At 70.7% G+C, this 24,773-nt stretch carries 17 protein-coding genes and 3 pseudogenes; 3 read left to right on the top strand and 17 right to left on the bottom strand.

All coding sequences use genetic code 11. The features are described from left to right. Positions 1 to 14: 14 nt before the first annotated feature. The 3 genes from PP1_RS24115 to PP1_RS24105 all read right to left on the bottom strand — a co-directional run bounded on the left by PP1_RS24115 (position 15) and on the right by PP1_RS24105 (position 3,061). Complete coding sequence (locus PP1_RS24115) at positions 15 to 353, bottom strand: ArsR/SmtB family transcription factor (RefSeq protein ID WP_337819679.1); 339 nt, start codon at positions 351 to 353, stop codon at positions 15 to 17. Between the two features lie 105 nt (positions 354 to 458). Next, complete coding sequence (locus PP1_RS24110; RefSeq protein WP_010242816.1) at positions 459 to 1,628, bottom strand: MFS transporter; 1,170 nt, start codon at positions 1,626 to 1,628, stop codon at positions 459 to 461. An 89-nt stretch (positions 1,629 to 1,717) separates the two neighbouring features. Then, positions 1,718 to 3,061 (bottom strand): FAD-dependent oxidoreductase, encoded by a 1,344-nt coding sequence (locus PP1_RS24105; RefSeq protein ID WP_010242814.1) that lies wholly within the window; start codon positions 3,059 to 3,061, stop codon positions 1,718 to 1,720. Positions 3,062 to 3,154: 93 nt separating this feature from the next. Here PP1_RS24105 and PP1_RS24100 point away from each other — a divergent pair, with 93 nt between their 5' ends. Further along, the gene (locus tag PP1_RS24100; RefSeq protein WP_010242812.1) at positions 3,155 to 4,000 is read left to right on the top strand and encodes a helix-turn-helix domain-containing GNAT family N-acetyltransferase; all 846 of its coding nucleotides are present in this window, start codon (positions 3,155 to 3,157) and stop codon (positions 3,998 to 4,000) included. 142 nt (positions 4,001 to 4,142) lie between these two features. On the opposite strand, the gene PP1_RS24095 is transcribed toward PP1_RS24100, so the two are convergent. Continuing rightward, entirely contained in the window at positions 4,143 to 4,388 is a 246-nt protein-coding gene (locus PP1_RS24095; RefSeq protein WP_010242809.1) for a hypothetical protein, read from the bottom strand. Positions 4,389 to 4,433: 45 nt separating this feature from the next. Continuing rightward, the gene (locus PP1_RS24090) at positions 4,434 to 4,874 is read right to left on the bottom strand and encodes a heavy metal-responsive transcriptional regulator (protein ID WP_075314593.1); all 441 of its coding nucleotides are present in this window, start codon (positions 4,872 to 4,874) and stop codon (positions 4,434 to 4,436) included. 100 nt (positions 4,875 to 4,974) lie between these two features. On the opposite strand from PP1_RS24090, the gene PP1_RS24085 reads away from it, so the two are divergent. Next, positions 4,975 to 5,124 (top strand): hypothetical protein, encoded by a 150-nt coding sequence (locus PP1_RS24085; RefSeq protein ID WP_162832153.1) that lies wholly within the window; start codon positions 4,975 to 4,977, stop codon positions 5,122 to 5,124. Between the two features lie 113 nt (positions 5,125 to 5,237). Here the strand turns inward: PP1_RS24085 and istB are convergent, their stop codons facing one another. From istB to PP1_RS31620, 11 genes and pseudogenes are all read right to left on the bottom strand, one after another. Beyond that, a complete protein-coding gene (gene istB, locus PP1_RS24080; protein WP_010242803.1) occupies positions 5,238 to 6,032 on the bottom strand; it encodes an IS21-like element helper ATPase IstB in 795 nt (264 codons plus the stop codon). After that, on the bottom strand, positions 6,029 to 7,711 hold the full coding sequence (gene istA, locus PP1_RS24075; protein WP_249266035.1) for an IS21 family transposase: 1,683 nt from the start codon (positions 7,709 to 7,711) through the stop codon (positions 6,029 to 6,031). Before istA ends, istB begins: the two co-directional genes overlap by 4 nt. 218 nt (positions 7,712 to 7,929) lie before the next feature. Next, positions 7,930 to 10,107 (bottom strand): heavy metal translocating P-type ATPase, encoded by a 2,178-nt coding sequence (locus PP1_RS24070; protein WP_010242799.1) that lies wholly within the window; start codon positions 10,105 to 10,107, stop codon positions 7,930 to 7,932. Then, positions 10,100 to 10,480, bottom strand: a complete 381-nt coding sequence (locus PP1_RS24065; protein WP_010242798.1) for an ArsR/SmtB family transcription factor — start codon at positions 10,478 to 10,480, stop codon at positions 10,100 to 10,102. Before PP1_RS24065 ends, PP1_RS24070 begins: the two co-directional genes overlap by 8 nt. Positions 10,481 to 11,153: 673 nt before the next feature. Continuing rightward, positions 11,154 to 15,554 carry a MobF family relaxase gene (gene mobF / locus PP1_RS24060; protein WP_010242796.1) on the bottom strand — a complete coding sequence of 1,467 codons (4,401 nt, stop codon included), beginning with the start codon at positions 15,552 to 15,554 and terminating at the stop codon, positions 11,154 to 11,156. A 223-nt stretch (positions 15,555 to 15,777) separates the two neighbouring features. Beyond that, the gene (locus PP1_RS24055) at positions 15,778 to 16,659 is read right to left on the bottom strand and encodes a hypothetical protein (RefSeq protein ID WP_075314595.1); all 882 of its coding nucleotides are present in this window, start codon (positions 16,657 to 16,659) and stop codon (positions 15,778 to 15,780) included. After that, positions 16,656 to 17,651, bottom strand: a complete 996-nt coding sequence (locus PP1_RS24050; RefSeq protein WP_010242791.1) for a hypothetical protein — start codon at positions 17,649 to 17,651, stop codon at positions 16,656 to 16,658. The genes PP1_RS24055 and PP1_RS24050 overlap by 4 nt, the downstream gene beginning before the upstream one ends. Beyond that, complete coding sequence (locus PP1_RS24045; RefSeq protein ID WP_010242788.1) at positions 17,648 to 18,319, bottom strand: hypothetical protein; 672 nt, start codon at positions 18,317 to 18,319, stop codon at positions 17,648 to 17,650. Before PP1_RS24045 ends, PP1_RS24050 begins: the two co-directional genes overlap by 4 nt. Then, positions 18,316 to 19,233, bottom strand: a complete 918-nt coding sequence (locus PP1_RS24040; RefSeq protein WP_010242786.1) for a hypothetical protein — start codon at positions 19,231 to 19,233, stop codon at positions 18,316 to 18,318. The genes PP1_RS24045 and PP1_RS24040 overlap by 4 nt, the downstream gene beginning before the upstream one ends. Continuing rightward, positions 19,230 to 20,678, bottom strand: coding sequence for a type IV secretory system conjugative DNA transfer family protein (locus tag PP1_RS24035; protein WP_249266036.1), 1,449 nt, complete (start codon positions 20,676 to 20,678; stop codon positions 19,230 to 19,232). The genes PP1_RS24040 and PP1_RS24035 overlap by 4 nt, the downstream gene beginning before the upstream one ends. A 157-nt stretch (positions 20,679 to 20,835) precedes the next feature. Next, positions 20,836 to 21,597, bottom strand: a pseudogene (locus PP1_RS31620) (tyrosine-type recombinase/integrase); the annotation flags it as partial. 1,536 nt (positions 21,598 to 23,133) lie between these two features. Between PP1_RS31620 and PP1_RS24020 the strand changes: the two are divergent. Beyond that, positions 23,134 to 23,490, top strand: a pseudogene (locus PP1_RS24020) (transposase); the annotation flags it as partial. Here the strand turns inward: PP1_RS24020 and PP1_RS24015 are convergent. Further along, positions 23,487 to 24,755 (bottom strand): annotated as a pseudogene (locus tag PP1_RS24015) (IS256 family transposase); the annotation flags it as partial. The pseudogenes PP1_RS24020 and PP1_RS24015 sit on opposite strands and share 4 nt — an antisense overlap. Positions 24,756 to 24,773: the final 18 nt, after the last annotated feature.

The raw sequence follows: 24,773 nt of genomic DNA, 5'->3' as shown, positions 1-24,773 counted from the left end.
TCCGTCCTCGTACGTCAGTTCGCAGGTGCGGTGGCCGCAGGAGCCGTGTCGGTGTCGGTGTCGGCGGGAGTGAGCAGACCCGCGAGACGACCGAGGGCGGCCGGGACCGTCCGGTAGTAGATCCACGTCCCCCGCCGCTCCCCGGTGATCAGACCCGCCTCGCGCAGCACCTTGAGGTGGTGCGAGATCGTCGGGCCGGACACCTCGAACACGCCGGACAGGTCGCACACACACGCCTCGCCCCCCGCGTGCGAGGCGATCAGCGACAGCAGCCGCAGGCGTACCGGCTCCCCGAGTGCCTTGAACACTCGCGCAAGTTCGGTCGACTCCGGCTCGTCGAGGGGGCGCTCCACGAGCACCGAGCGACAGATCGACCCTTGGTTCGACACTCGTCTATTTTGATCAGCATCGAATCCATGAGTCAAGTGAACAGATGGCGCCGGGCCGGGTCGCCGCTGTCAGTCCGCTCGACGCGGCAGGGTTCCACCTGCCAGAGCGGCGGCGACCACCGCGGCTCCGGCGAGTACGACGAACACCTCGGGGTAGCCACCCAGCGGACCCGCGAGCGCGCTCCCCGCCCATGGGGAGATCGCCACGGCGACCATGACCGGTGCGGACAGGATCCCGTTGAGGCGGCCGTAGACGCGCGGGTGCCAGCGGTCCGACAACGCCGTGGCCTGCAGAAGGGTGAAGATTCCGCGGGCGGCGCCGGCGAGCATCGCTGCAGCGATCAGTGCCCACACCGGCCCCGGCAGGGCGGCGAGCAGGATCGTGGTCGCGCCGAGCGCGGCCATCACGGCGATGCTGCGGCCGCGGACGGTGCTGCGTCGGACGAGCGGGCCGTAGCCGAGCCTGCCGAGGACCTGCCCGAGTCCGCCCAGACCCAGGGCCCAGGCGGCGAGATCGGTCGACATCCCGCGGTCGAGCAGCAGTGGAACCTGGTTGACCGTGACGGCGAAGCTGGTGAACCCGCCGAGAGTGACCACCACGACCAGCAGCCCGAACGCCCTGCTATGCCGGATCCGGGCCGGATCGTCGTCGACGACCGCCGGAGCGGCGCCGTCGTGGACGGGAGCGGCGACCGGGTCGGGCCACGGCCCGCGCAGCCCGAACAGGTGCGCCGGGATCGTGACGCCCCCGAGGACGACGGCGAGGACCACGTAGGTCTCCCGCCATCCGAACGGCTCCAGCAACGCCGCGGCGAGCGGGGCGAACACGGTGCTGGCCAGGCCCGCGACCAGGGTCAGCACCGTCAGCGCACGAACCCGGTCGGAGCCCCACCACCGGGTCAGGGCCGCGAACGCCGGCGGGTAGAACGTCGCCGCCTGCGCGATCCCGGCCAGCAGCCACGCCGCCACGAAGGCCGGGAACGATCCGGCCCTGGCGATCAGGAGCGTGGCCGGCACGCCGACGACCGCGCCCGCGGTCATCACCCAGCGGGGACCGTGACGGTCCAGCACACGCCCGACCGGGATCCCGACCAGCGCGGAGACCACCAGCCCCGCGGAGAACGCCGCGGTGACCGACGGGACGGACCATCCGGTGTCGGCCGCGATCGACGGCGTCAGCACGGGGAAGGCGTAGTAGAGCACGCCCCAGCTGGTGATCTCGGTGACGCACAGGACCACGAGGACCCGCCACCGGCCACGGGACGTCAACCCTCCGCCGGCCTGCCCGCCGCGACGGCGAGCGGGTCGGGCCGGTGTCTCGTCGGAGGTCACGACGAGGAGGCTGCCCCAGCCGGGTCCGTAACCGGGACGGCGGGACCGCAACAACCGCTACCCGATGCCGTCGCGGCGTCCGACTCGTCGGCGTCGAACAGTCCCGCTCCCCCACAGACACCGGTCTCGTTGAGCACCAGCTCCACGCGTGCGGCAGCCTCGTGATCACCGATCAGGGCGTCGGCGATCGATCGGACCTGCTCGTAACCGGTACGGGCCAGGAACGTGGGCGCGCGCCCGTAGCTCTTCATCCCCGCCAGATAGAACCCCGGCTCGGGGTGCGCCAGCTCGGCGGCACCGTGCGGGTACACGGTCCCGCAGGAATGCACGTTCGGGTCGATCAGCGGCGCCAGCCGGACCGGCGCCTGCAGCGTCGGATCCAGCTCGGTCCGCACCTCCGACAACCAGCCCAGCTCGGGCCGGAACCCGGTCAGCACGAGCACCTCGTCCACGCCGGACAGCTTGCGACCCTCGTCGGAGATCAGGACCACCGTCCCGTCGGCGACCTGCTCGATCCGCTCGGTGCGGAACCCGAACACCGGATCCACCAGTCCGGCTTCGACAGCCTCGGAGGCCCGCACCCCGAGCGCCCCGCGAGCGGGAAGCTGGTCACCCTCGCCACCGCCGAACACCTGACCGAAGTCTGGCCGGCGCAGCACCCACGAGATCCGGGTTCCCGACTCCTCACGGGCGAGCGCCGCCAGCCCGGCCAACGCGGTCAGCGCCGAGTGTCCCGACCCCGCGACGACGACGTGCCGACCGCCGTAGCGTGCCCGCTGCGCGGCATCGGTCAGGTCCGGGATCGCGGCCCGCACCCGCTGCGAGACCTCCGTCTCACCGACCGCGGGCAGACCGTCACCGCCGAGCGGGTTCGCGGTCGTCCAGGTACCCGACGCGTCGATCACCGCTCGAGCCGCGATGCGCTCCCCGTCCGCGGTCCGCACGATCAGCGGTTCGCTGTCGCGACCGGCGTCGACCACCCGGTCCCGACCGCGGCGGGTCACTCCCACCACACGAGCCCCGGTCCGCACCCGCGTCCCCAGGGCAGCGGCCAACGGCGCAAGGTAACCCGCGAACCACTCCGCGCCGGTCGGATAGGCCTCGGGATCCGGACTCACCCAACCGGTCGGGGCGAGCAGCCGCTCCGCGGCCGGGTCGATCAGCCAGCCCCACGGTGAGAACAGCCGGACGTGGCCCCACTCCAGCACCGACGCTCCCGCGCTCGCTCCGGCCTCCAGCACGAGCGGCTCGACACCACGCTCGGCCAGCTCAGCCGCCGCAGCCAATCCGACCGGGCCGGCACCGATCACCACGACCGGCAGCCCCGCGCTTCCGTCCATCACGCCTCCATCGACGCTCATCGATTGATGTCGCTCGAAGGTATCGACCGACATCGATGGACGCAACCATCGATCGTCGTCGATACTGGGTTCATGAGCGTGCTCCAGACCGACTCGCAGGCAGCACAGCTCCCTGCGGACGACGCCACCACCTACGCGCACTGGTTCGCCTGCCTCGCCGAGCCGGTGCGGGTGCGGCTGCTGCACGCCGTCGCCACTGCCGGGAACCCGGTCCCGGTCGGCCGGCTGGCCGAGCTGGTGGGCATCAGCCAGGCGACCTGCTCCCACCACCTGCGCAAGCTCGCCGAAACCGGGTTCGTCATCCTCCGCAAGGAAGGCACCACCACACAGGTCACGGTCAACCCGAACTGCTGCACCGGCCTGCCCCATGCCGCGGACGCCGTCATGGGCCTGCTCGCCCCCGGCCCCTGCTGCCCCGACGACATTCCCGACGACGTCACCGTCCGCGCCATGACCGACGACGACTGGGACGCGGTGCTCCGGATCTACGGCGAGGGCATCACCACCGGCCATGCGACCTTCGAGACCGACGTGCCCGACCGCGCCGACCTCGACGCCGGCTGGCTTCGCGAGCACCGCTGGGTCGCCGCGCTCGACGGCCAGGTCGTGGGCTGGACCGCCGTCCGCCCCGTCTCGAACCGGCCCGTCTACAGCGGCGTCGGAGAGACATCGATCTACGTCGCCGACGGCTTCCGGGGCCGCGGCATCGGAAAGGCACTCATCCGCCAGCAGGTCTGCGCCGCGGACGATGCCGGCCTCTGGACCCTGCAGACCTCGATCTTCCCCGAGAACCGCGCCAGCCTCGCCCTGCACCGCGCTGCCGGTTACCGCACCCTCGGCGTCCGCGAACGCATCGGCCAGCACGACGGTCGATGGCGCGACACCGTGTTCCTAGAACGACGCACCGTCCAGAGCTGATCAGCGCGATCCAGCGTCACACCACTACCGATCGTGGACACGATGAATGACGGCACAGGCGCACTGAGTGTGTCAACCCGAACTGGCCCCACGTGGACGGCCTGATCTGGCCCCACTTGATGATCTAGGCTTTGGCCAGGGGTTATGTCTGGCTGGGTCCGACGAGTCGGTCCCCGTCGTCGCCGAGCAGGAACGCGAAGCGGGCGAGGTCGGCGTGCAGGTCGGCGAGGCTGTAGCCGCCGCTGGTGAATCGTCGGAGCGATCCGGCGAAGTCAGTGTCGGTGCCGTCGAGCCAGTCGCCGAGGAAGGCGAGCATCTCCACGAGTTCGGCCGCGTCGCCAGCGTCGAGGCTGATCGGACCAGGTCCGGCGGGCCGATGGTCGGGCATGGGGCTCATGCCTAGATCTCGCGCCTTGGCCGGGTCGGCCAGCCGTTATCGGGATTCGATGATCGGGCAGATCGTCGGGTCTGCGGCTGGGGGTGTGCAGTCGGTGTCGGTGGCGGCGACGAGGCTGGCGCGTAGTTCCTGGAGTTCGGCGATGGTGGTGTCGATCTCGTCGATGCGCGCGGTGACGTGGGTCCGTACTGCGTCGCAGGGGGAGGCGCCGGCTCGCCGCTGTGCGAGGACCTCGGCGACGTCGTCGATCCCGAGTCCGAGCGTCCGGGCGCGACGGATGAACCGCAGGGTGTCCACGTCGGCTTCGCTGAACAGCCGGTAGCCGCTGGTGGTGCGGGCGGGGGCGGTCAGCAGGCCTTGCTGCTCGTAGACGCGGATCGCCTTGCGGGTCACCCCGGCCGCTCGGCACGCCTGTCCGGTGGTCAACCTCGCGGTGTCGGCGGCGTCTGCGGCTGGTCCGCGATCAGCGTGTGGCATGGCCATGTCCTCATTGTTGACCCGGCCCCGGGGGCCGGGTTCTAGCGTCCCAGACAGCTGGTGATCACCAGCGAGTGGACAGACGAGGAGTGTGATTGTGATGGCCCTGCGCGAAGGCGAGATCTACCGCTGCCCGGACCCGCAGTGCGGGTGCGAGGTCACCGTGACCCGCAGCGCCGCAGAGGGCTGCCCGGGGCAGCAGAACCCCACCTGCTGCTCCGGACACAGCATGGAGAAGGTCAGCAGCTGATCCCTGTGGCGGCCGGGGCGGTCGAGAAGTGCGCTGGCCGCCCCGGCTTGCTCCCGACACGCTCGGAGACCACACGAACGGACGGGCCGCCGGGCATTCGCGATGACTCGAAGTCAGGCGGTCGCAGCGCGTTGGGCCTTCGCGTGAGCCAGCCGGTAGGAGTCGGTACCGGTTTCGATGATCAGTCCGGCGAAGGTGAGCCGGTCGATGATGGCCGCGCAGAGCCGCGGGTCGGTGAAGGTGCCGGTCCAGCCGGAGAACGCCTGATTACTCGCGATGGCGATCGACGCGGTCTCCTCCCGCTCGGTGAGGACCTGGAACAGCATCTCGGCGCCACGGCGGTCGAGCTGCATGTAGCCGAGCTCGTCAATACACAGAAGATCGACGCGGCCGTAGCGGGCGATGGTCTTGGCCAGCTGTCTCTCGTCGGCGGCCTCGACTAGCTCGTTGACCAGTTTCGTGGCCAGCGTGTAGCGGACCCGGAAGCCCTGCTGCGCGGCGGCGGTGCCGAGCCCGATCAGCAGGTGGCTCTTGCCGGTGCCAGAGTCCCCGATCAGACAGAGCGGATCGCCGGCGCGGATCCAGGCGCAACCGGCCAGGGTGTGGATGGTGGCCGGGTTGATGTTCGGGTTCGCGGCGAAGTCGAAGTCCTCGATCCACTTCTCGCGAGGGAACCCGGCGGCCTTGACCCGGCGCACCGAGCGCCGCCGGTCCCGGTCGTCGCACTCGGCCAGCAGCAGCTCGGCCAGGAACCCGCGGTAGGTCAGCTGCTCGTGCTCGGCGCCGATGACGACGTCGTCAACGGTGGTGCGGATGGTCGGCAGCCGCAGCGTGCGGCAGGCCTGATCGATCGCCGCGGTGGCGGCCTGCTCGGTCATGTTCCGGCGCCGACGACGGGACTGGGTCATGACGCTCCTCCCTCGAGGCTGGCCGATGACGTGGTCGCTGGTGGCGGTGCCGATGACCCTGTCGTCGTGCGGCGGTGTAGGAGCTCGTCGTAGGCGCTGACCGCGGGCAGCGGCCGACGGTCCGGGGGAAGGGCGGCGACCGTGGCGTCCGGGTCGGCCAGACGGCGCTCGGTCAGGCTCACTACCCGCTGCGGGGCGGGCGCCGGAGCGATCGCCTCGGCCGCCCGCGGCTGCTCGTCGGCGATGCGGCGGGCCTCGACCGCGACGACGTCGGCGGAGGTGGCGCCGGCGCTGGTGGCCGCGCGCAGCCCGGCCAGGACGGCGTCGCGGTCCAGGTGACGGTGCAGCAGCAGTACCTGGATCAACTGGCGGGTACCCCCGGCGTCGCCGTGGGCCTTGCGGGCCGCGGCCCAGAACGCCTCGTGCTCGCTGGCGAACGCCCCCGAGGCGCGGGCCTGGACCAGCGCGGTCGCGCCGGGCAGCGCGCCGGGCTTGCGTTCGAGGACCTCCAGGTAGTGGTCGAGCACGAGCCGTTCGGCGCCCTTGGCGGTGGCTCGGGCGTGTCGGGCGACCTCGCGACGATCGTGGAGGACCACGAGCTCGGAGGCGCGCAGCAGCGCCCGCACCCGCCGTCCGATCAGTCGGGCAGGCACCGAGTAGCGGGCCTGGCGGACCGGGATCCGGGCGTGCTGATCGACCCGCGGAGTCAGCATCACCCCGGGCTCGAAGCGCTCGGCCGGTAGCGGGCGCAGCATCGGCGCCTCGGTGGCGAAGTCGTGCCCGACGGTATGCACCCGGTTGGCGATCCGGCGGGCGTCATCGGCGTCGTCGGCGGCCTCGAGCCGGCTGTTCAGCTGGGCCAACGACTCGACTTTCGGCACGGGGACGAGGTGATTGCGGCGGAACCGGCCGCCCTCGTGCTCGACGCCGCCCTTCTCGTGCGCGCCGCGCTTGCCGGGCTCGCAGTAGAACGCGTCGAACCCATAGTGGCTGCGGAAGGTCACCCAGCGGGTGGACTCCTCGCGTTCGCGGCCGCCGAGGACCCGCGCGACCGCCGGGGTCAGGTTGTCATAGCGGATCTTGTCCCAAGGGACGCCGCCGAACCGGGCGAACGCCTCGAGGTGTCCTTCGAGGAAGGCCTCCTGGCCTTGCGAGGTGAACCCGCGGTGCACCGCCCGCCCGGAGTAGGACAGCCGCAGCGTGAACAGGAAGATCCTCGTGCGGGTCCCGGCCAGATCGATGAACAGCTCGGTGAAATCGCACTCAGCCTCTGCCCCCGGCTCGTGGGTCTGCGGGACGAACGCCTCCGGCAGCTGCCCGGCCTCCAGCGCGATCTCCGCGCGCCGACGGGCGACGTAGTCGCGCACCGTCGGATACTTCAGATCGTCCTGACCATGTTCGTCGACCAGGCGGGCGTGGATCCGCCGGGCGGTGTGGCGCTGCTTGCGCGGCGCGGTCAGATCCTCGCGCAGCATCCCGTCGATGAGCGGCTTGAGCGGATCCAGCCGGGGTGCGCGCCGCACCGGGACCTTGCGCGGCGGCGGGAGCGCCGAGTCCAACGCCCGGCGCACCGTGCGCCGATGCACCCGATACTTCCGCGCGAGCTCGCGGACCCCGAGATCCTCGCGTCTCGCGTCGCGGCGGATCGCCTCGAACAGCTCCACCCTGCTCGACCCCAACCCCGGCTCCTTCCCGCGAACGGGTTGGAGCCCGATCATGGCCTGCCCGGACACGGGTGGGGCCAATTCAAGCCGTCATCGCGCCCGGCGTGTCGGCGGGGTGGGGCCAAATCAGACCGTCACAACAGGCCGCTCCGGCTCCAGGTGGGGCCAGATCAAGCCGTCACGGTGGGGCCAACTCAGGTTGACACGCTCAGCGCACGTCCCACCGGGCCGGATCAGAGTCCCGGCGTCCTGTCATCTGCCACCGCCCGCACCGGAGACGTGGAGCCACAACACCCGCAGCTGCCTCCTTCGTCGTCAACCAGGTCGGGCTGGTCGGTCGGCACGATCTGCAGGGTTGGCTCAGATCCATCTGTGGTCCGCCATGTCCCGTCCGCGCGAGCGGCCGGTGCGCAGCACGGGTCGTCGGCGACGGGCGCAGCCTCGATGGTCACGTGGTGCGGTCCGCTTCCGGCCGGTGCGGCCGTCAGCCCAGGCACGGGGCGGGCGCGGGCGGCTCGTACCGCGTTGAGGATGACCAGCACCTCAGCCGCTTCGTGGATGACCACGACGGTGGCCAGGCCCAGGATCCCGAAGGCGGCGAGTGGGATCAGCGCACCGATGATCAGCAACGAGAAGCCGACGTTCTGCAACATGATCGTTCTCGCACGGCGCGCGTGAGCAAGGTTCTGAGGCAGATGACGCAGGTCCTCACCCATGAGCGCGACATCTGCGGTCTCGATGGCGACATCGGTACCCATCGCACCCATCGCGATCCCGACGTCGGCAGTGGCAAGGGCGGGAGCGTCGTTGACGCCGTCGCCGACCATTGCGATGCGGCGGCCACGGGCGATGTGAGGCAGCAGAGCAGCTTTGTCCTCGGGGTGGAGCTCGGCGTGAACAATGTCGATTCCGACCTGTTCACCCAGCGTTCCTGCGGTACGCCGGTTGTCGCCGGTGAGCATGGCGACATCGATTCCGAGGTCGCGGATCCGGCGGACCGCCTCGGGCGCCTCAGGGCGCAGCTCGTCCCGGACGGCGACGGCACCGATCAATGCCCCGGCACGCTCGACGAGCACGACGGTGGCCCCCTCGTCCTGCAGCCGTGCGATGTCGGCAGCCGTCGAGCCCGCCTCGATCCAGCCCGGCTTCCCCAATCTCATCGTGACGCCGTCCCGAGCTCCCGTCAGACCGTGCCCGGCGACCGCGGTGACGTCGTCCGCAGGTTCGAGCGCGATCGACCGCTCCTCTGCAGCGGCGAGGATCGCTCGGGCGAGGGGATGCTCGCTGCGGGATTCCAACGCCGCTGCTATAGCGAGGACGTCGGTCCCAGCGACGCGGTCGGACGCTGTGAGGACATCGATGACCTGGGGCCGGTTGCGTGTCAGCGTGCCGGTCTTGTCGAGCGCGATTGCACGGATGCGGCCGAGCTCCTCCAGGGCGGCACCACCCTTGATCAGGGCACCGTGACGACTGGAGGCACCGATCGCGGCCACGACCGTGAGCGGCACCGAGATCGCGAGTGCGCACGGCGAGGCGGCGACCAGGACGACGAGTGCGCGTTCCAACCAGAGCAACGGGTCGCCGAGTAGTGCGCCGACTCCGGCGATGAGCGCGGCGAGGATCATGATCGCCGGAACCAATGGCCGAGCGATGCGATCGGCGAGCCGCTGGCCTGCGCCCTTCCGCTCCTGTGCTTGCTCGACGATGTGCACGATCCGGGCCAACGAGCTGTCCGACGCCGGTGCTGTGACCTCTACCTCGATCGCGCCGTCGCCGTTGATGGTGCCTGCGTAGAGATCGTCGCCGGGGCCGGCCTCAACGGGAACGGACTCGCCCGTGATCGCGGAGGTGTCCAGACTCGTGCGGCCCGTCCGGATGATCCCGTCGGTGGCCGCCCGCTCACCTGGGCGCAACAGCAACATGTCCCCGACCGCGAGCTCGTCGGGCGACAGGATGACCTCGCTGCCCTCGCGCAAAACCGATGCGGTGGGTGGGACGAGCCCCAGCAGAGCGCGCAGGCCGCGACGGGTTCGGGTGACGGCGTAGTGCTCGAGGCCCTCCGCGATCGAGAACAGGATCCCGAGCAGGGCGGCCTCGGCAACCTGCCCGAGGGCGATCGCACCGATCGCTGCGATCGTCATAAGCGTGCCCACGCCGATCCGCCCGTGACGCAGGTTGCGCAGCGCGGCCGGAACGAATGTCGAGGCCGCCACGACCGCGGCCACCAACTCAACGCCTGTGGGAAGGAGCTCGGGCACGCCGCCGACGAGCTCGAGCAGCCAGGCAGCCGCGAGGAGGACGGCAGCGAGCGCAGCGAGCTGGAGCTCCCGTACCTCCCAGATCCGGGCAGGCCCCTCCTCGGCTTCGGCTCCAGGGCCTGCCTGGTCTGGTCCGCAGCACACATCAGACACGGTCGGCTCCTTCGCTCACAGGCTCGGCCTCGAGGTTGAACAGCACCGACAGCACCGCGCGCCCACGCTCCGAGAGCCGGTACATCACCATCCGCCCGTCCTTCCGGGACGTCACGACACCGGCACCCCGGAGCTGCCGCAGATGATGGGAGACCAGCGCCTGTGAAGCGCCCACGACCCAGGCGGTGTCACATACGCAGAGTTCATCGCCGTCCAACAGGGCTGCCGCGATCCGCAGGCGGTTCGGATCTCCCACGGCGCGGGCCGTCTCCGCCGCCGGCTGCACATGTCCGACCTCGGGCAGGTTGGCCCGGATGCGCTCGGCATGGGGTAGATCCAGACAGAGGAGTTCGCACGTGTCATCGAGAGCCACACAAACATACTAATACTCATTGAGATATTGAGTCGAGCCCCTGAGGCCGGTGAACACCCGGACGCCTGTCGGAGCGACGGATCCGACTCACCGTGCGGCTCACGGCTACTCAGCTTGAGCTGCCTCGTCCTTGTTTCCCCGACTGGAGCAGCGAGCATGCACGTCCGAACGGGGCGCTGTCGGTGGTGGATGTCGGTGTCGGCTGACACTCTTGGCTCGTGGCAGTCCCCGCAGAGCAGGTGGCACGTATCCCGGCGGGGAATCTGCGCGTCCCCCGTGCGGAGTTCGCGGTTGCCTGGGCCGCCGCTAACCGCCTCAACGCGGAGCAAGGTGACCGGGGCGTTCTGGACTGGTACGCGGCCGCGGTGCTGGCGACGTGCGAGTGGCTCGCGTGCGCCGTCTGTCGGCCGGCGTGGGGACACCCTCGGCCGGCAGAGGCGCCGGCGACGCGGACCCGGGAATCGGCCTACGAGGAGCTGATCGAAGCCGAATATCTGGCGGCGGAGAGATTCGAGGAGCTGCAGCCGAGACTTGCGCGATTGCAGCCCGGCTGGGGGGACGGGGTCCGCGCGACGCTGCGGTGGGCGTGGCGCCATCAGGCCCCGCCACCCCTGGACATCATCCCCGCGTTGCCCGAGGACGGTCGATCGACTACTGCTCCCACGCAGCGCAGTCAGGAACATTCGTCGGCCCAGATCTCCGCCAGACCATCTTCGTCCACGTAGCCGTCGGCGTCCGAGCGCCGCTCGGTGTACCAGCGAGCCAGCTCGTCCGTGCGTTCCGCCTCTGCCGCTTCGGCCGAGTCCCGGTAGCGGATCTCGTCGAGCACTCGCCCGGCGTAGTCGAGATGATTCGTGGTCTCAGCCGCGTCGGGGATCCGAACGGCGTCTTCCAGAACCGGGACCGGACGTCGCTCGGCGTCCTCGCGGACGTCGGCACGGCCACTGTCCGCAAGGCCGTCAGTGTCGCCATGTGTGGGCCGCTCTGTGTCGATCGGGGCGTCGAGATGGATGTCGTTCGCGGTGATCTCACGGTGTCGTTCGTCGTCGGCGAGTGCTTGGTCGTGCACGGCCTTCCATTCCACGGCGGTGACCCTGTCTTCGGGGTCGTCGTCGGCGTCGCGGGCTGACAGTTCGGCTCTGGACAGTTCGGCCTGTATCCGAGTCTGTGACGTGTGGAAGAGCCATCTGGCGCGGGCATCGTCGATACCCTGGAGCTCACGCGCGCGTTCGTCGAGGACTCCGGCGATCGATGCAGCGTCGGCGGCGAGTTCGGTCAGGCGTCCACGTTCGGTGGGGTCAGCGGTGTTCTCGGCGGCCGCACGGTGCACGGCGGCGTCTCGCTCGTTCGCTGCGATCGCCTGTCGAGTACAGGCGAGTTCGTTGGCGACGTAGCGGGGCGCGGCGGCCAGTTCGCGTTCGTAGGCGCGGATTCGTATGCGGAGCTGTCCGTTGGAGAGCTCCAGGTGCTCGCGGTCGATCTCCGGGCAGCCCAGGGCTCGCCAGGCTGCGCGGTGTGCGGCGAACTCCTCGACCTGTCCCGGTTTCGGTGCGGGGCCGAGTGCGTCGACGGGATCGTTGTGACCCCGGAGCTCGCGGTAGGCAGCGATTCGGCCGACCTCGTCTCGCCAGCGCGCCCGGGATCGTGCGTCTGCAGGTGGATGGCCGAAGGCCTCGATTGCCCAAGCAGGTGGTTCCTCGACCGCGGCGGCTCCGAGGCCGACTGCGCATTGGTCCGCGGTGTCGGCGAGTCGGCTGAGGTAGTCGTTCCACTCCGGGTTGTCGGTTCGAGGGGTCCAGTCCGTCCAGCGTTCGCCGACGGGGTCGAGGCGGTGGGTGTCGCGGATGCGCGAGTAGACGACGTTGCTGACGTTGCGGGCTCCGGTCAGTGGGCCCCGTTGAATTGCTTCGGTGAGCACGATGTGGGGGTCGTGGCCCGCGAGTTCGGCGCGACGCAGGACCCGGGTCAGGGTGGCGGTTCCGTCCTCGGCGGCGATCCGAGCCCGCTGACCCGGGGTGAGCGATCCGTCGCTGACAAGGTGGTCCAGTGATGATGCGGTGCGTTCGGTGGCGGCGAGCTGGGCCGCGTCGGCGAGCAGCTCGGCTGCGGTCCGCGTGCTGATCGCCTCGTCGGCGGACTCGGTGGCGATCGCGACTGCAGACTTGGGCAGCGCTGCGTGGCCGGTCTCGAGGATTCCGGCGAGTACCGCGACCGGGTCGCGCCGCAGTTCGTGGCGGTCTGTGCTGCCGTGAGCTGGGTCATCGGGCGCTGTGCGGGTGGTGACGTGGGCAGTGTTGGCAGCGCGGCCGCGGGACATCCCGACGTAGAAAGAGTTCGCACGGGTAGCAGGACTGACGACGGAATGCGTGGTGTCGACGGTGGCCCCCTGTCCGGCGTGGGTGGTCCCGGCGTATCCGAGCACCAGGTTCTCCGCCACGTAGCGGGAGGGCAGCACGAGCCGGGACCCGACACCCTGGCCCTGCGGGTCGATGGTGACCTCCAGTCCGCCGTCGTCTCGGACGGCGGTCACGCGGAACAGATCGCGATTGAGCGGCCCACGCCGGTTGCCCTCATAACCGGCCAGGTCCCAAGCGTTGGCGCGGGCCTCGACCAGGTCACCGACCCCGGCGGTCGTACCCTGCCGCCCGAGCAGGACTCCCTGCTCGTCGACCCGCCCGAGGCGTACGAACTCGTTGCGGATCGCGGCCGAGACGCGGGCGGCCTGCTCATTGGAGTCGACCAGCAGCATCGAGCGTCGTCCATCGAGGGTGTCGGCCAGCCAGGCCCGTGCGGCGGAGGCTTCGGCCTGATCCTGGGTGCCGGAGTCGAGGAGACGCCCCTGCTGGTGGTAGATGCGCAGGACGCTCTCGTCTCCCGACCGCAGACGCAGCGTTGCGTCGCGTTCCCACTCGGCGGTGAACCGTCGGGCCTCGGCCAGCTCGTAGCGTGACCCGGCCGCCGCGAGCAGATCCATGCCACCGCCGGCACCGACCGCGGCGAGCTGGCGGTGGTCCCCGACCAACAGCAGCTTCGCTCCCGCCCGGTCGGCGTGGTCGTGGATCGCGGCCAAGGCGGCAGTCTCGGTCATCCCCGACTCGTCGACCACCACCAGATCACCCTCTCGCAGCCGCCACCCCTCGTCACCGTCGACCGCGCGGCGCTCGGACGCCGCAGCGGTGAGTCGATCCTGGGTGGCGAGCCAGCGGGTGATGTTCGAGGCCTGGAGGCCTTCTCCGGTGAGGACCTCGGTCGCCTGCTGGCTGGTCGCCAGCCCGAACACGCGCCCGGCCGACGGCCCGACGGGATCAAGATCCGAAGTGTGGCACCGCAGGGTGGGGTCGCCCCACGCGCGGGCGAGGGACCCGACCACGAAGGACTTCCCGGTTCCGGCCGGCCCGACGAGGGTCTCGACGCGAGCGCCGGAGGTGAGGATCCCGCGCACGGCGGCAGCCTGGTCCACGCCGAGCTCGGTCCCCTCGTGTCTCAACGTGCGCAAGAAGCTGTCGGCGTTGTGGGGGGTGAGCGCGGTGCCGTCGCGTGCGCTGGTCGCACTGAGGAGGATCCGCTCGGAGCGGACCTGATCCGGAGTGCTGTAGACCCGGCCGCCCGGCGCGACGTAGGCGGACTCGCCGTTAGCCAGGCGCAGCTCGTCGGGTAGAAGTGTGGCTGCGGGGCGTTCGGAATCGAGCGCCACTGCGTGTTCGAGGGCGTGGTCGGTGAGCTGGTCCAGCAGCGTGGCGACGTCGTCGCCGTCGGCGACGCCGAGGTAGTCCGGTAGTGCGGCGTTGACTGCCCGGGTCAGGTCCGAGCGAGTCCAGCCCGACTTGCGTGAGGCGACGTCCTCCAGAGCGATCTCGATCACGGCTTGCGGGTTGAACGCCATTGGCTCGACTCCGGCGCGGCGGGACAGGAGGGCGGTGTCGGCGATCCCGGCCAGGCCCCCGTCGATGTCGGCGCGCAGCCGGCCGTTGATGCGGTCGAGGAACCGCTCGCGGGTCTCGCCGTCGTGGGATTTCGCCGCCCGTGTGGCCAGGGTGGCCTGTTGGGCGAGGCGGTCGCGCTCGATTCCGTTCGGCGCTCGCCCGTAGCGAGTCTCGAACGCCTCGATCAGCTCGGCGGCCTTCGCGGTCACCGCGTGACGCCGTGTGGAGATCAACGACATCGCCTCGGCGGAGACCCCGACGACCTCGCGGGACTTCCCGTCGGGGCGGGTCGCGACCAGCGTGCCGATCGTCGAGGCGAGTCGTTCCTCGGTGGTGCGCTCCCCCACCGCGCCGGCCCCCGCTCGCCAGCGGTGGATCGCCCGGCTGTCGAGGGTCCGCCATGCCCCGTCCGGGCCTTGGATCCGGTTCAGGATCGCGTTGTGGATGTGTAGCTGCGGGTCCCGGTCCCGGGAGTCGTGCTGGAAGAACGACCCCACCGTGAACGCGTGCGCGTCGACCCACCGGCCCGCCGAGCCGCCGTGGTGACCGATCCGGGCGTATCCGGCCTTGTCCTGCAGGTAGGTCAGGGCGGCGTTGTTGCCAGCCCAGATCGCGTCCTCGACCGCCGTGCGAAACTCGCCCCACGCCACTGCGATCTCCTCGTCCCCCGCCTTGCGGGCAGCGACCTCGCGGGCCTCGAACGCCGTGTGCAGCAGTGTCACCGACTTCTGCACGCTGAATGTCGCGTCCAGGAACGCGACGTTGTGCCGGGCCGCCTTCCCGGCTTCTGTCCGGAGCTCGGCACGGCGTTCCGCCGAGGCGTCCGGTTCGCGTTCCAGCGCGGCGGCGTAGAGGTCGTCCTGGGACAGGTACTTGCGTCCCGTGTGTCCCAGCGTCTCGACCTCGTCCCACCGGAACGGGTCGCGGAATCCCTCGTCACGAGGGTCGAGGAACTGTTCGTAGAGCGCGCGCATATCCCGGGCGTCGATCAGGCCGTGCAGACCGAGCTTCTCCGCCCCGGCACCCCACCAGCGCCCCGGCGGCTCACCCTCGGCGACCGCGCCCGTGTAGTAGTTCTCTCGCCCGGCCGCGACCTCCTTCAACAGGTAGTCCGGCGAGTAGCCCGTGGCGATCCTCAGCACCCCGACCACCCCGAAACGATCATGAAACGCGGGTCATGGCGGCCGGAGGCACCCGGGTATTGGAGTGGCCGGCCGGAGGCCGGCCACTCCCTTCGGATCGTGATGCCTCGGTGTGATCGCTTTGATCTTGGGCTCTTGATGGTCTGCTCGGTGAAGTCGCGCTCGGTTCCGGTGCTGGGCTCGGTCGCGTGGGTGGCGCGGGTGCTCAGGTGGCTCTGTCGGGCGGAAGTGGTCATGACTGGGTCCTGTCGTGGGGCTCGTCGGGGACCAGGTGCAGGCCGCTGGCGGTCTGTGGCGGGTGGTCGCGGAGCTGTTGGAGGGCTCGGGCGGCGGTGCCCCGGCCGACCTCGGCGAGGTCCTGGAGCTCGCGCACCGTGGGCAGGGCCCCGTGGGTGTCGCAGTGGTGCTGGGCTGTGGTGCGGGCGCGCTCCTGCGCGCCCGCACCCACCCCGTCCCCGGGACGGGACGCCGGGCGCTGCGCGGGCTGGGAAGCCGGTCGCGGCGGCGCTGGGATCACCGGCCCGTCCACCGCGGGCGGGACACCGGGCCCCGGTTCAACAGAGTCCGAGTGGGACAGGGGCGTCCCGTTGTCCCGTGGGACGGAGATGGTCGCCGGGACACGCGGGCGGGAGGACCCGATCTCCTCGTGCCCCTCCTCGACTGGTCCTTCGCCGGTGTCGGCTGGCTGGTCGGCGGCGAGGAGGTAGAGCAGGTGCGCCACGACGGCGGCGGCGATCGCGGGCCAGGCCCCGACCCCGAACCGCAGGGCAGGGCTCACCTCCAGGGCGCCGCCGGTGGTGACGCTGTCGGAGGCGAGGTAGACCGCCTGGGCGAGCCCGGACAGCCCGGCGGAGACGATCACGACCGCCCAGGCGTAGCGGGCACCCGAGCCACGCAGGCGGGCGGTGGCGCCGTAGGCGACCAGGGCGAGGCCGTCGGTGATCAGCGGGTAGATCCAGGCGACCCCGACCGGGACCCGGGCGGCGACGGCGACCTCGAACAGGCCGTGCGCGGTCGCCACCGCCGCCCCGATCGCCACCGCCAGGCCGGGCAGCCACAGCGCCACCCGCGACCGCGCCCCACGTGTGGAGGCCGCTGTGGGGTGGGCGCTCACCGCTGATCGTCCTGTCCGTCGTCGGCCCCGGTGTCTCGCCACGGGTCCTCGCACCAGCCACGCCCGGTCTCGTCGGCATCGTCGAGGAGATCCAGCCGGACCGCCGCCAGCGCCTGGCGCGCCTGCTCGAGTGGATCCGGCACCAGGCCACCGGCACCGCCTTCGTCACCGCGGTCGCCCGCGGCGGCTTCGTCTGGCCGGGACGGATCAACCCTGTCGTCCGGGCTCGGGCCGGGAGGGTCGTCTTCGGAGGATGAGTCGTCGAGTTCGTCGGGCTGGCCGTCCGTCTCGGTCTGCCACTGCTGGCGGTCCCGCTCGTCATCGACGCCGGCGACGATCCAGTCCAGCTCGTCGGCCTCGTCGAACGCGGCCTCCCACCGCTCCCGCTCGGCAGCGGTGATCTCCTCCAGCACCTCGGCCAGCCCGTCGAGGTCCGGGTCGCGTAGTCGCTGGGCGTCCTGCCACGGCGGCCAGCTCGCGACTACCGACCCCGCTTCGCCCGCAGCCTCGGTGGCTCGGGCGTCGACCACACCAGCTGTGTCCGCATCGTCGGTGCGCTCGATGAGGGGCTCCTCGGCGGCGGCCTCCGCGGCACTGCCCTCGGGGAGCTCCCGGTTCTGTTCGGGCACCGGGCGAGTGCGGTCGTCGTCCTTGTCGCTGTCCGGGTAGTGGCTGTAAGCCCTGGTGGCGGTCTCGGCCACCTCGCGGGCCTGCTCGATCAGCCAGGCGCTGTCCACCGATCGGCCCCGGAGCGCATCAAGCACGTCGGCCCTGGCCTGGTCGACCAGTGCGAACAACCGGTCTGCGCGTTCGTCGGCGACGTCGGTATCTCCTCGCCGCTGATCGACCAGCGCCCGGTACTCCTCACCGCCGTCCAGAGACGCCTCGGCCCGGGCTCGCATCTGCTGCATGTCGATGTCATAGGCGCGCTTCACCTCCCGCACCACCGCCACCGCCGCCCGCAACCGGGCCCAGTAGCCCTGCCCGGTCACGACCGATCACCCCCGACCGGCCCGGCGGGTGCGGTGGGCTCAGGTGGGGCGCTGTCGCGGGCCCCCGCCCACCAGCTGACGATCAGCTCGGTGTGCTCGACACCGGGAACTGTGACCGGGCCGCCGGGTGGGGTGTTCCAGCCGGGGCGGGTCTGGTGGGTCTCGATCGAGCAGGACCCAACGGACTTGCGTAGCCGGGCCACGACGCCGGGGCGCTGGCGGTCGTGCCAGTCCCCCGCCGCCCCGACCGAGGCCGCCGGGCCCTGGTACGCGGCGCACCAGGCATACATCAGCCAGAGCAGTTCCTCGACGACGTCGGGATGCCACATCCAGCACTCGGCCAGCACCTTCGCCCCGTCCGGGTAGCGCAGGAACACCGACTCCGCCCACACGCACAGTTCCTCGAGCAGCGCGGCGATCTCACCGGTATCTGTCGGGGCCATCAGCCACGACGGCGCCGCCGGGACCCGGCGCCGCGCGGTCACCGCGGCCAGGGCCTCAGACAGCTGCCCGACCAAGCGGCCCAGCTCCCCCACCTGCCCCGGAAGCGGCTCGAACTCGGCGACCTGCCGGCGAAGCACCTCGATCTCCCGCGCCAGCCCAGCTAGGGCCCCGCCGGCCTCGGCCGGGCCCGGGTCGGGGTGGGCCGGGTGGGAGGGCCCGCTCACTGCTCCCACCCCGCCGCATCGGCTCCGGCATCAGCGTCAGTGGTTCCGGCTGGAGGTCTTCCGGTGGCCGGTTCCTGGTCGAGGTCGCCTGCGACGGCGTCGGCCTGGGACTGCTGGACCAGGTGGGAGAAGTGGCGCATCTCGGACTCGGTCAACGGCCGCACCCTGCCCTCGGCGTCCTCGTCCGGGGTGAACCACAACCCGCCCGCGAACGCGCCCGGGCCCTCGTCGAGGACCCGCTCGCGATCTCCGCGCTCGTCGGTCTCGACCTCGGCCGTCGCGTGGTCGCGGTCATGGTCCGGGGCGCTCACTCGGTCCTCCTCGTCATCGCGATCGGATTGGTCGGTGTCGTCGGCGTGGCCGTCGTGGCTGTGCTCCTGGTGTTGGCTCAGCGCGGCGGCTTCGGCCGCGGCTTCTGCGGCACGGACGCGGGCGTCGTGGGCGGCGGTGGCCTCGCGGTGCGAGCGCTCCCGCCCGTCCCGGGCGACGGTCACCAAGCGCGGCTGCGGCTCGCATCCGACGGTGGTGGTGAGCTCGTCGAGTCCGACGGAGATGGAGCGGTAACCCCACATCTCCGCATCCGAATGCAGCCCCTCCAGGCGCTCGCGGTCGGTGATCGCCGAGGTTCCGGCGGACTCCCGCACCGCGGCCACCGCCACCCCCTCGGCGCGAGCCCGCGCTCGGGCGACGGTCTCCCCGCCGGCGAAGTCGACCCACCCGAACCGGGTCTGGGCGTCGTCGAGGTCGAACTCATCCAGTCGCCAGCCTTCGGATGGTCGGCCGTAGTTGCCGGTGGCGTCCTGCAGGTAGGAGGCGATGACCTGCTCGGCGTCCGCCCGGCCGCCGGGCAGGTCGGCCGCGAGCCGGTCCACGGCCTCGCCCGGGGTCAGCAGCTCGTAGTCTCCGGCGCTCATCGCTGCTCCCTGCCGTCACTCTCGTGCGGGGTGTCGGCGGGCTCGATCAGCGCCGGCCGGTCCTCGGGCTGGTCGGTGCTGCGGATAGCGCGCAGCTCGGCGAACATCGCGTTCGACGACCGCAACCGCGCCGCGGCCTCCCCGAACCGGGCAGGCCACCGTGCAGCCAGCACCACCAGGACCCGCTCCACCTGCAGATCGGCCCACGTCCGGACCGCCTCGCGTCGGTGGTGACGGCGGGACTCGGCCTCGACCCGCGCCAGGCCGCGGGCGCGGCGGCGGACATCGCGACGGCGCCACGCCATCCGGGCCCGGCCGATCACTGGCGAGATCCCGCGTCGGATCACCACGACCCGCCCGGCGGGCAGGTTCGCGATCTGCGCCGGCGCCAGCACCGGCACCTTGCGCACGCTGCGCGAGGCGACCCGGCCGTGCTCGTCGGTGGTGGCGACCTTCTCGTCCCGGTCGCCTGCGAGGGTGGACCAGAACTCCAGATCGGACTTGTCCCGGGTCCCACCGAAGATCATCACCGCGGCGGTGTTGTTCAGGATCGTCGCCGCCTTGTGCTCACCCCACCGCGCCAACAACTGCGCACGGGACTGGAACGCACACACGATCGTCACCCCGCGACCACCCATGTCCGCCGTCCACGACTCCAGCGGGACCGGAGAGATCAGCGCGGCCTCGTCGAGGAACAACCCGAGCGGCGGGTCGAGGCGGCCCTTGGGTCGCCCTGCCGCGAGGCGGCGGGCCTCGCGGGCGATGTGACCGGTCAGCGCACACACCAGCGGCGCGGTCTGGGCCTCCTCCGCCCCGAGCAGGAACACCGTGGCGCGCTCCTCGAGTAGGCGGGCGACGTCGAAGCCCTCCCCCGCCTCGGCCGCCGCGGCAGCGGCCGGATGGGTCAGCCACCCCAGCGCGGGCATCACGCTCGAGGTGATCGACGATCGGGTGCGCTCGTTGGTGGTCAGGAACTGCATCGCGTCCTGCTCGAACGCCGTGACCCCCGAGCGCCGCAACAACGCCGGCACCTCACGCCCCGCCGTGTCCGGATCCGCGACCCACCCCAGGACCTCGGCCATCGCCTTACCGCCCAACGCCGCCGCGTGCAGCAACGCAGCCAGCACACGGCGGGCTTGGCCGTCCCAGAACTCCCGATCCCCACCCGCACCGGACGCGACCGCGGCGAGCATGTCCGTGGCCCGCTCGGTCGCAGTCACCGGATCGGCACATCCGGTCAGTGGGTCGAACGTGATCGTCGAGGACCGATCGCCGAGGCCGGCGGGGTTGAACACCGCCACCGGCCCCCGAGCCGCGCGCAACGGCCCACACAGGTCCAGCAGGTCCATCCGGGTCGAGGTCACCAGAGCGGCACCCGGGGCGTCGAGGACCCGCCCGGCCAACCAGCCGGTCTTCCCGGTCCGCGGGCCGCCGACGACGATCACCACGTCCTCGACCAGCGCCCACACCCGCAGCGCCCCGGTGCGGCACAGTTCGACTGCCGCCTCGCTGGTCGGTGGGGGTCGAAGTCGAGTCGGTCGCAGTAGAACTGTCTCGGACCGGTGCACTAGTCACTGCATTCAGAATAATGACCGGGCGACCCCCCAGTGACTTAACAATACCTCGCTCCTTCAGCAATCGAACTGCCCGCCGAGCCGTTGACAGCGAAACGCCAGATTCCACAGCGATGTGCTCCGCTGGCGGAAGCGGTGTCCCAGTCGTAAGGTCGCCCGCTACAATCTTCGCAGCAATTGCATCGGCCAGGTGTTCGTAGGGATGCTCCGACACCCGGACAGCCCGCCGTTCCTCCTCGGCACGCGTAGGACGCTCCGGCATCCGTGCCCCCAGCCCGGCCGCAGCCCGCTGGTCCGCCTCCGATACCCACGCCGTGTAGGTCTTCAACGTCGTGGTCCCGCCATCCCCGTGCCCGAGCCGCCCGGCGACGGTCCGCGGATCGACACCGCCCACGATCAACTCCGTCGCCGAGTAGTGCCGCAGCTTGTGGAATGTCGTCTCGATCCCGAGCTTCTTCGCCATCCGGTCGTAGCGCTGGGTCACGCTGTCCGGCGTCGGGAATATCGCCCCGTCGGGGGCGGGGCTGAACACGAACACGTCCGCCGCCAGCTCGATCCCGAGCATCTCGGCTCGCTTCACGGCCCGCAATCGCAGGTCCTTGAGTACCGCGACAGTCTCGGCGTCGAGCGCGATCCGGCGCTGCTGGTGGGTCTTGAGGTCACCCTCGACCCAGCCGTCCTCGCTCTTGCGGATCCCGCTCTGCAACCAAAGCGTCTCGCGGCCCTCTTCGAAATTGAGCCACGTCCAGCGGGTGGCGCACAGTTCGCCCCGGCGGGCCCCGGTCGTCATCGCCGTCCAGACCAGGGCGCCCCAGTCCGGGTCGTCCCACGCCCTGTTGAGGAGTTGCGCGGCCTGCTCGGCACTCGGCGGCCGCGGGTTCGACTTCGGTGCCGGCGGCGGCTCGGCCTGCGAGAGCGGGTTCACCCCGACCCACCGCCAGCGGACGGCACGCTTGTAGGCACCGGACAGGATGAAGTGGATGTGCCGGATCGTCGTCGCCGACAGCGGCTTGCACTGATGTGGACGGCATCGGTCGTCGCACTCGTGGTCCTTGCGAGTCCGATGGTCAACGAGCCCTGAGCCTGAGCAGTGGATGCGACACCTGCGCAGCTCGGCGTAGAACGAGTCCAGGATCTCCGGATCCAGGCGGCCGATGCTGATCCTTCCGAGCAGTGGCGAGATGTGGTTCTTCACGTGACCGCGGTACATCTGCAGGGTGTTCGGCGCCCCGACGAACTGGTCCAGGTGCCGCCGGACGAGCTCGTCGACCGTCGCGTTCGTCCGCGGGTTCCGGCGCTCCTCGACCTGGGCGAGCAGCCGGGCGCGTACGGCCTCGGCTTCGCGCTGTGCCTTCTTGCCCGGCTGGACCAGCTCGGTGAGGTAGTGCCGGCGACCGGACACCGGGTCGATCCCGGCGTACACCCGGACCCGGATGGTGCCGCTCGGAAGCGTGGTGATGCTGCCCCGTGCGCGAGCCGTACTCGCGGGCTGACGACCTGCCATGCAGTCAACGCTAGGACCGACTCGCACCACGTTTGATGCACGAAGTCTGTCTCAAGATCAGATCCGATCAGCGTTATCGCTGGTCAGATGGTGGAGCGGGCGACGGGAATCGAACCCGCGTAGCCAGTTTGGAAGGCCTCGCCAGACTGGGACTCTTCGACCCCGACCTGCGAAAACAGTGGACAGCACACCCTACGAGTGACCGTGGCTGACCGCTGATAGTTGCACGCCAATTGCACGCACTGGGTCGCACGGCTCTGGTCACGGCCACTTCAGTGTGAAGGGGTCGACGCACGACCAGCCTGTGTCGTCTGGTAGTTGGGGCGGCCTCGGTACGTGTAGCACTACCGGACCGGACGTCGATGAGCCTGTGTGACCCATCCAACCTCGCCGGGCCAGTACGGCCCTCGGCCCGCTCCTCCTGCTACCCCTGCGCGGGGGCAGGTGGCTCTGTCTCGCGAGTCACGTCCGATGCAGGCTCTCCGAGCGGTCACCTACGTGCTGACCAGCCTTGCCTCCATCACGTTCCTCATCATCACTCTCTGGACAGCGGTCAAGATCAACCAAATCCAGAGAGCGATCGACGAGAGCCCCCTCGGCCAATTCTCCTCCCTCACCTCCAGCCCTCCCGGCGGGCCGAGCGAGCTACAGCAGTTCTGCTCCACGTATCCGACAGCGACGGGCTGCTGACCGGGGGCTGTAAGAACATCGGTGTAACTCCGATCAAGGAGTGTGGACCCGATGACAGACCTGGCAGACGAGCCGGTGGTTGACCTCGACGCGGTAACCGACGGCCCGGCCGAGGGTGCAGGCCCAGCCGGGCTGGACCCTGTCGATGAGCAGCTGATCGCCCAGCTCGCCGGCCGGGCACGGGCGAACGGGCTGGAGCTGACCGGGGAGAATGGTCTGCTCGCGCAGCTGACCAAGCGGGTCCTGGAATCCGCTCTGGAAGGTGAGATCACCGATCACCTCGGCTACGAGTCCCACGACCCGGCCGGCCGTGACGGCGGGAACTCTCGCAACGGTCACCGGTCGAAGACCGTGCTGACCGAGGCCGGGCCGGTCGAGCTCGATGTGCCCCGGGACCGGGACGGCTCGTTCACCCCGAAGATCGTCGCCAAGCGGCAGCGCCGCATGTCCGGGGTCGACGAGCTCGTGCTGTCGCTGTCGGCGAAGGGCTTCCAGCGGATCGACCACCGGTGCTGCCCGGTGCCGGTGGGGTCGAGACTCATGATCGCCATGTAGACGCACTTGAGCGCGGCGGCCTCGTTCGGGAAGTGCCCGTGGGCCTTGACCGCCCGCCGGATCCGGGCGTTCACGCTCTCGATCGCGTTCGTCGTGCAGATGATCTTGCGGATCTCGACGTCGAACCCCAGGAACGGCACGAACTCGGCCCAGGCGTTCTCCCAGAGCCGCACGATCGCCGGATACCGCTCACCCCAGGCCTCGCAGAACTCCAGGAACCGCTCGGTCGCCGCAGCCTCGGTGGGTGCGGTGTAGACCGGTCGCAGGGCCTTGGCGATCGCGTCGTAGTGCTGGCGGCCGGCGTAGCGGAAGCTGTTGCGCAGCAGGTGCACCACGCAGGTCTGGGTGATAGTGGCGGGCCAGACCGCGCCGATCGCATCCGGCAGCCCCGCCAGGCCGTCACAGACAACCATGAGCACGTCACCGACGCCGCGGTTACGGATCTCGGCGAGTACGTGCAGCCAGTACTTCGCGCCCTCGCCACCGCTGCTGGGGTCCCCGACCCAGAGCCCGAGGATCTCCCGGCGGCCCTCACAGGTCACCGCGAGCGCGACATAGACGGGCCGGTTCGCGACCTTCCCGTCGCGGATCTTGACGTGGATCGCGTCGATGAAGATCACCGGGTAGACCGGGTCGAGTGGCCGGTTCTGCCACTCGACCATCGCCTCGATGACCTTGTCGGTGATCGTCGAGATCGTCTGCCGGGACACCTGGGCGCCGTAGACCTCGGCCAGGTGAGCCTGGACCTCCCCGGTGGTCAGGCCCTTCGCCGACAGCGACAGCACGAGCTCGTCGACCCCGGACATGCGGCGCTGCCGCTTGGCGACGATCTTCGGGGTGAACGAGCCGTCCCGGTCCCGGGGCACATCGAGCTCGACCGGCCCGGCCTCGGTCAGCACGGTCTTCGACCGGTGACCGTTGCGAGAGTTCCCGCCGTCACGGCCGGCCGGGTCGTGGGACTCGTAGCCGAGGTGATCGGTGATCTCACCTTCCAGAGCGGATTCCAGGACCCGCTTGGTCAGCTGCGCGAGCAGACCATTCTCCCCGGTCAGCTCCAGCCCGTTCGCCCGTGCCCGGCCGGCGAGCTGGGCGATCAGCTGCTCATCGACAGGGTCCAGCCCGGCTGGGCCTGCACCCTCGGCCGGGCCGTCGGTTACCGCGTCGAGGTCAACCACCGGCTCGTCTGCCAGGTCTGTCATCGGGTCCACACTCCTTGA

The sequence above is a fragment of the Pseudonocardia sp. P1 genome, assembly GCF_000178675.2.
In the GTDB taxonomy this organism is placed as follows: Bacteria; Actinomycetota; Actinomycetes; order Mycobacteriales; family Pseudonocardiaceae; genus Pseudonocardia.
The sequence above is the reverse complement of the archived record's forward strand: the minus strand, read 5'-3'. Positions and strand labels throughout refer to the sequence as shown.

What these genes read in the sequence shown, in the direction of transcription:
- PP1_RS24105 (WP_010242814.1), bottom strand. Translation starts at nt 3,061, where the DNA reads ATGGACGGAAGCGCGGGGCTGCCGGTCGTGGTGATCGGTGCCGGCCCG.
- PP1_RS24100 (WP_010242812.1), top strand. Translation starts at nt 3,155, where the DNA reads ATGAGCGTGCTCCAGACCGACTCGCAGGCAGCACAGCTCCCTGCGGAC.
- PP1_RS24095 (WP_010242809.1), bottom strand. Translation starts at nt 4,388, where the DNA reads ATGCCCGACCATCGGCCCGCCGGACCTGGTCCGATCAGCCTCGACGCT.
- PP1_RS24090 (WP_075314593.1), bottom strand. Translation starts at nt 4,874, where the DNA reads ATGCCACACGCTGATCGCGGACCAGCCGCAGACGCCGCCGACACCGCG.
- PP1_RS24085 (WP_162832153.1), top strand. Translation starts at nt 4,975, where the DNA reads ATGGCCCTGCGCGAAGGCGAGATCTACCGCTGCCCGGACCCGCAGTGC.
- istB (WP_010242803.1), bottom strand. Translation starts at nt 6,032, where the DNA reads ATGACCCAGTCCCGTCGTCGGCGCCGGAACATGACCGAGCAGGCCGCC.
- PP1_RS24040 (WP_010242786.1), bottom strand. Translation starts at nt 19,233, where the DNA reads ATGAGCGCCGGAGACTACGAGCTGCTGACCCCGGGCGAGGCCGTGGAC.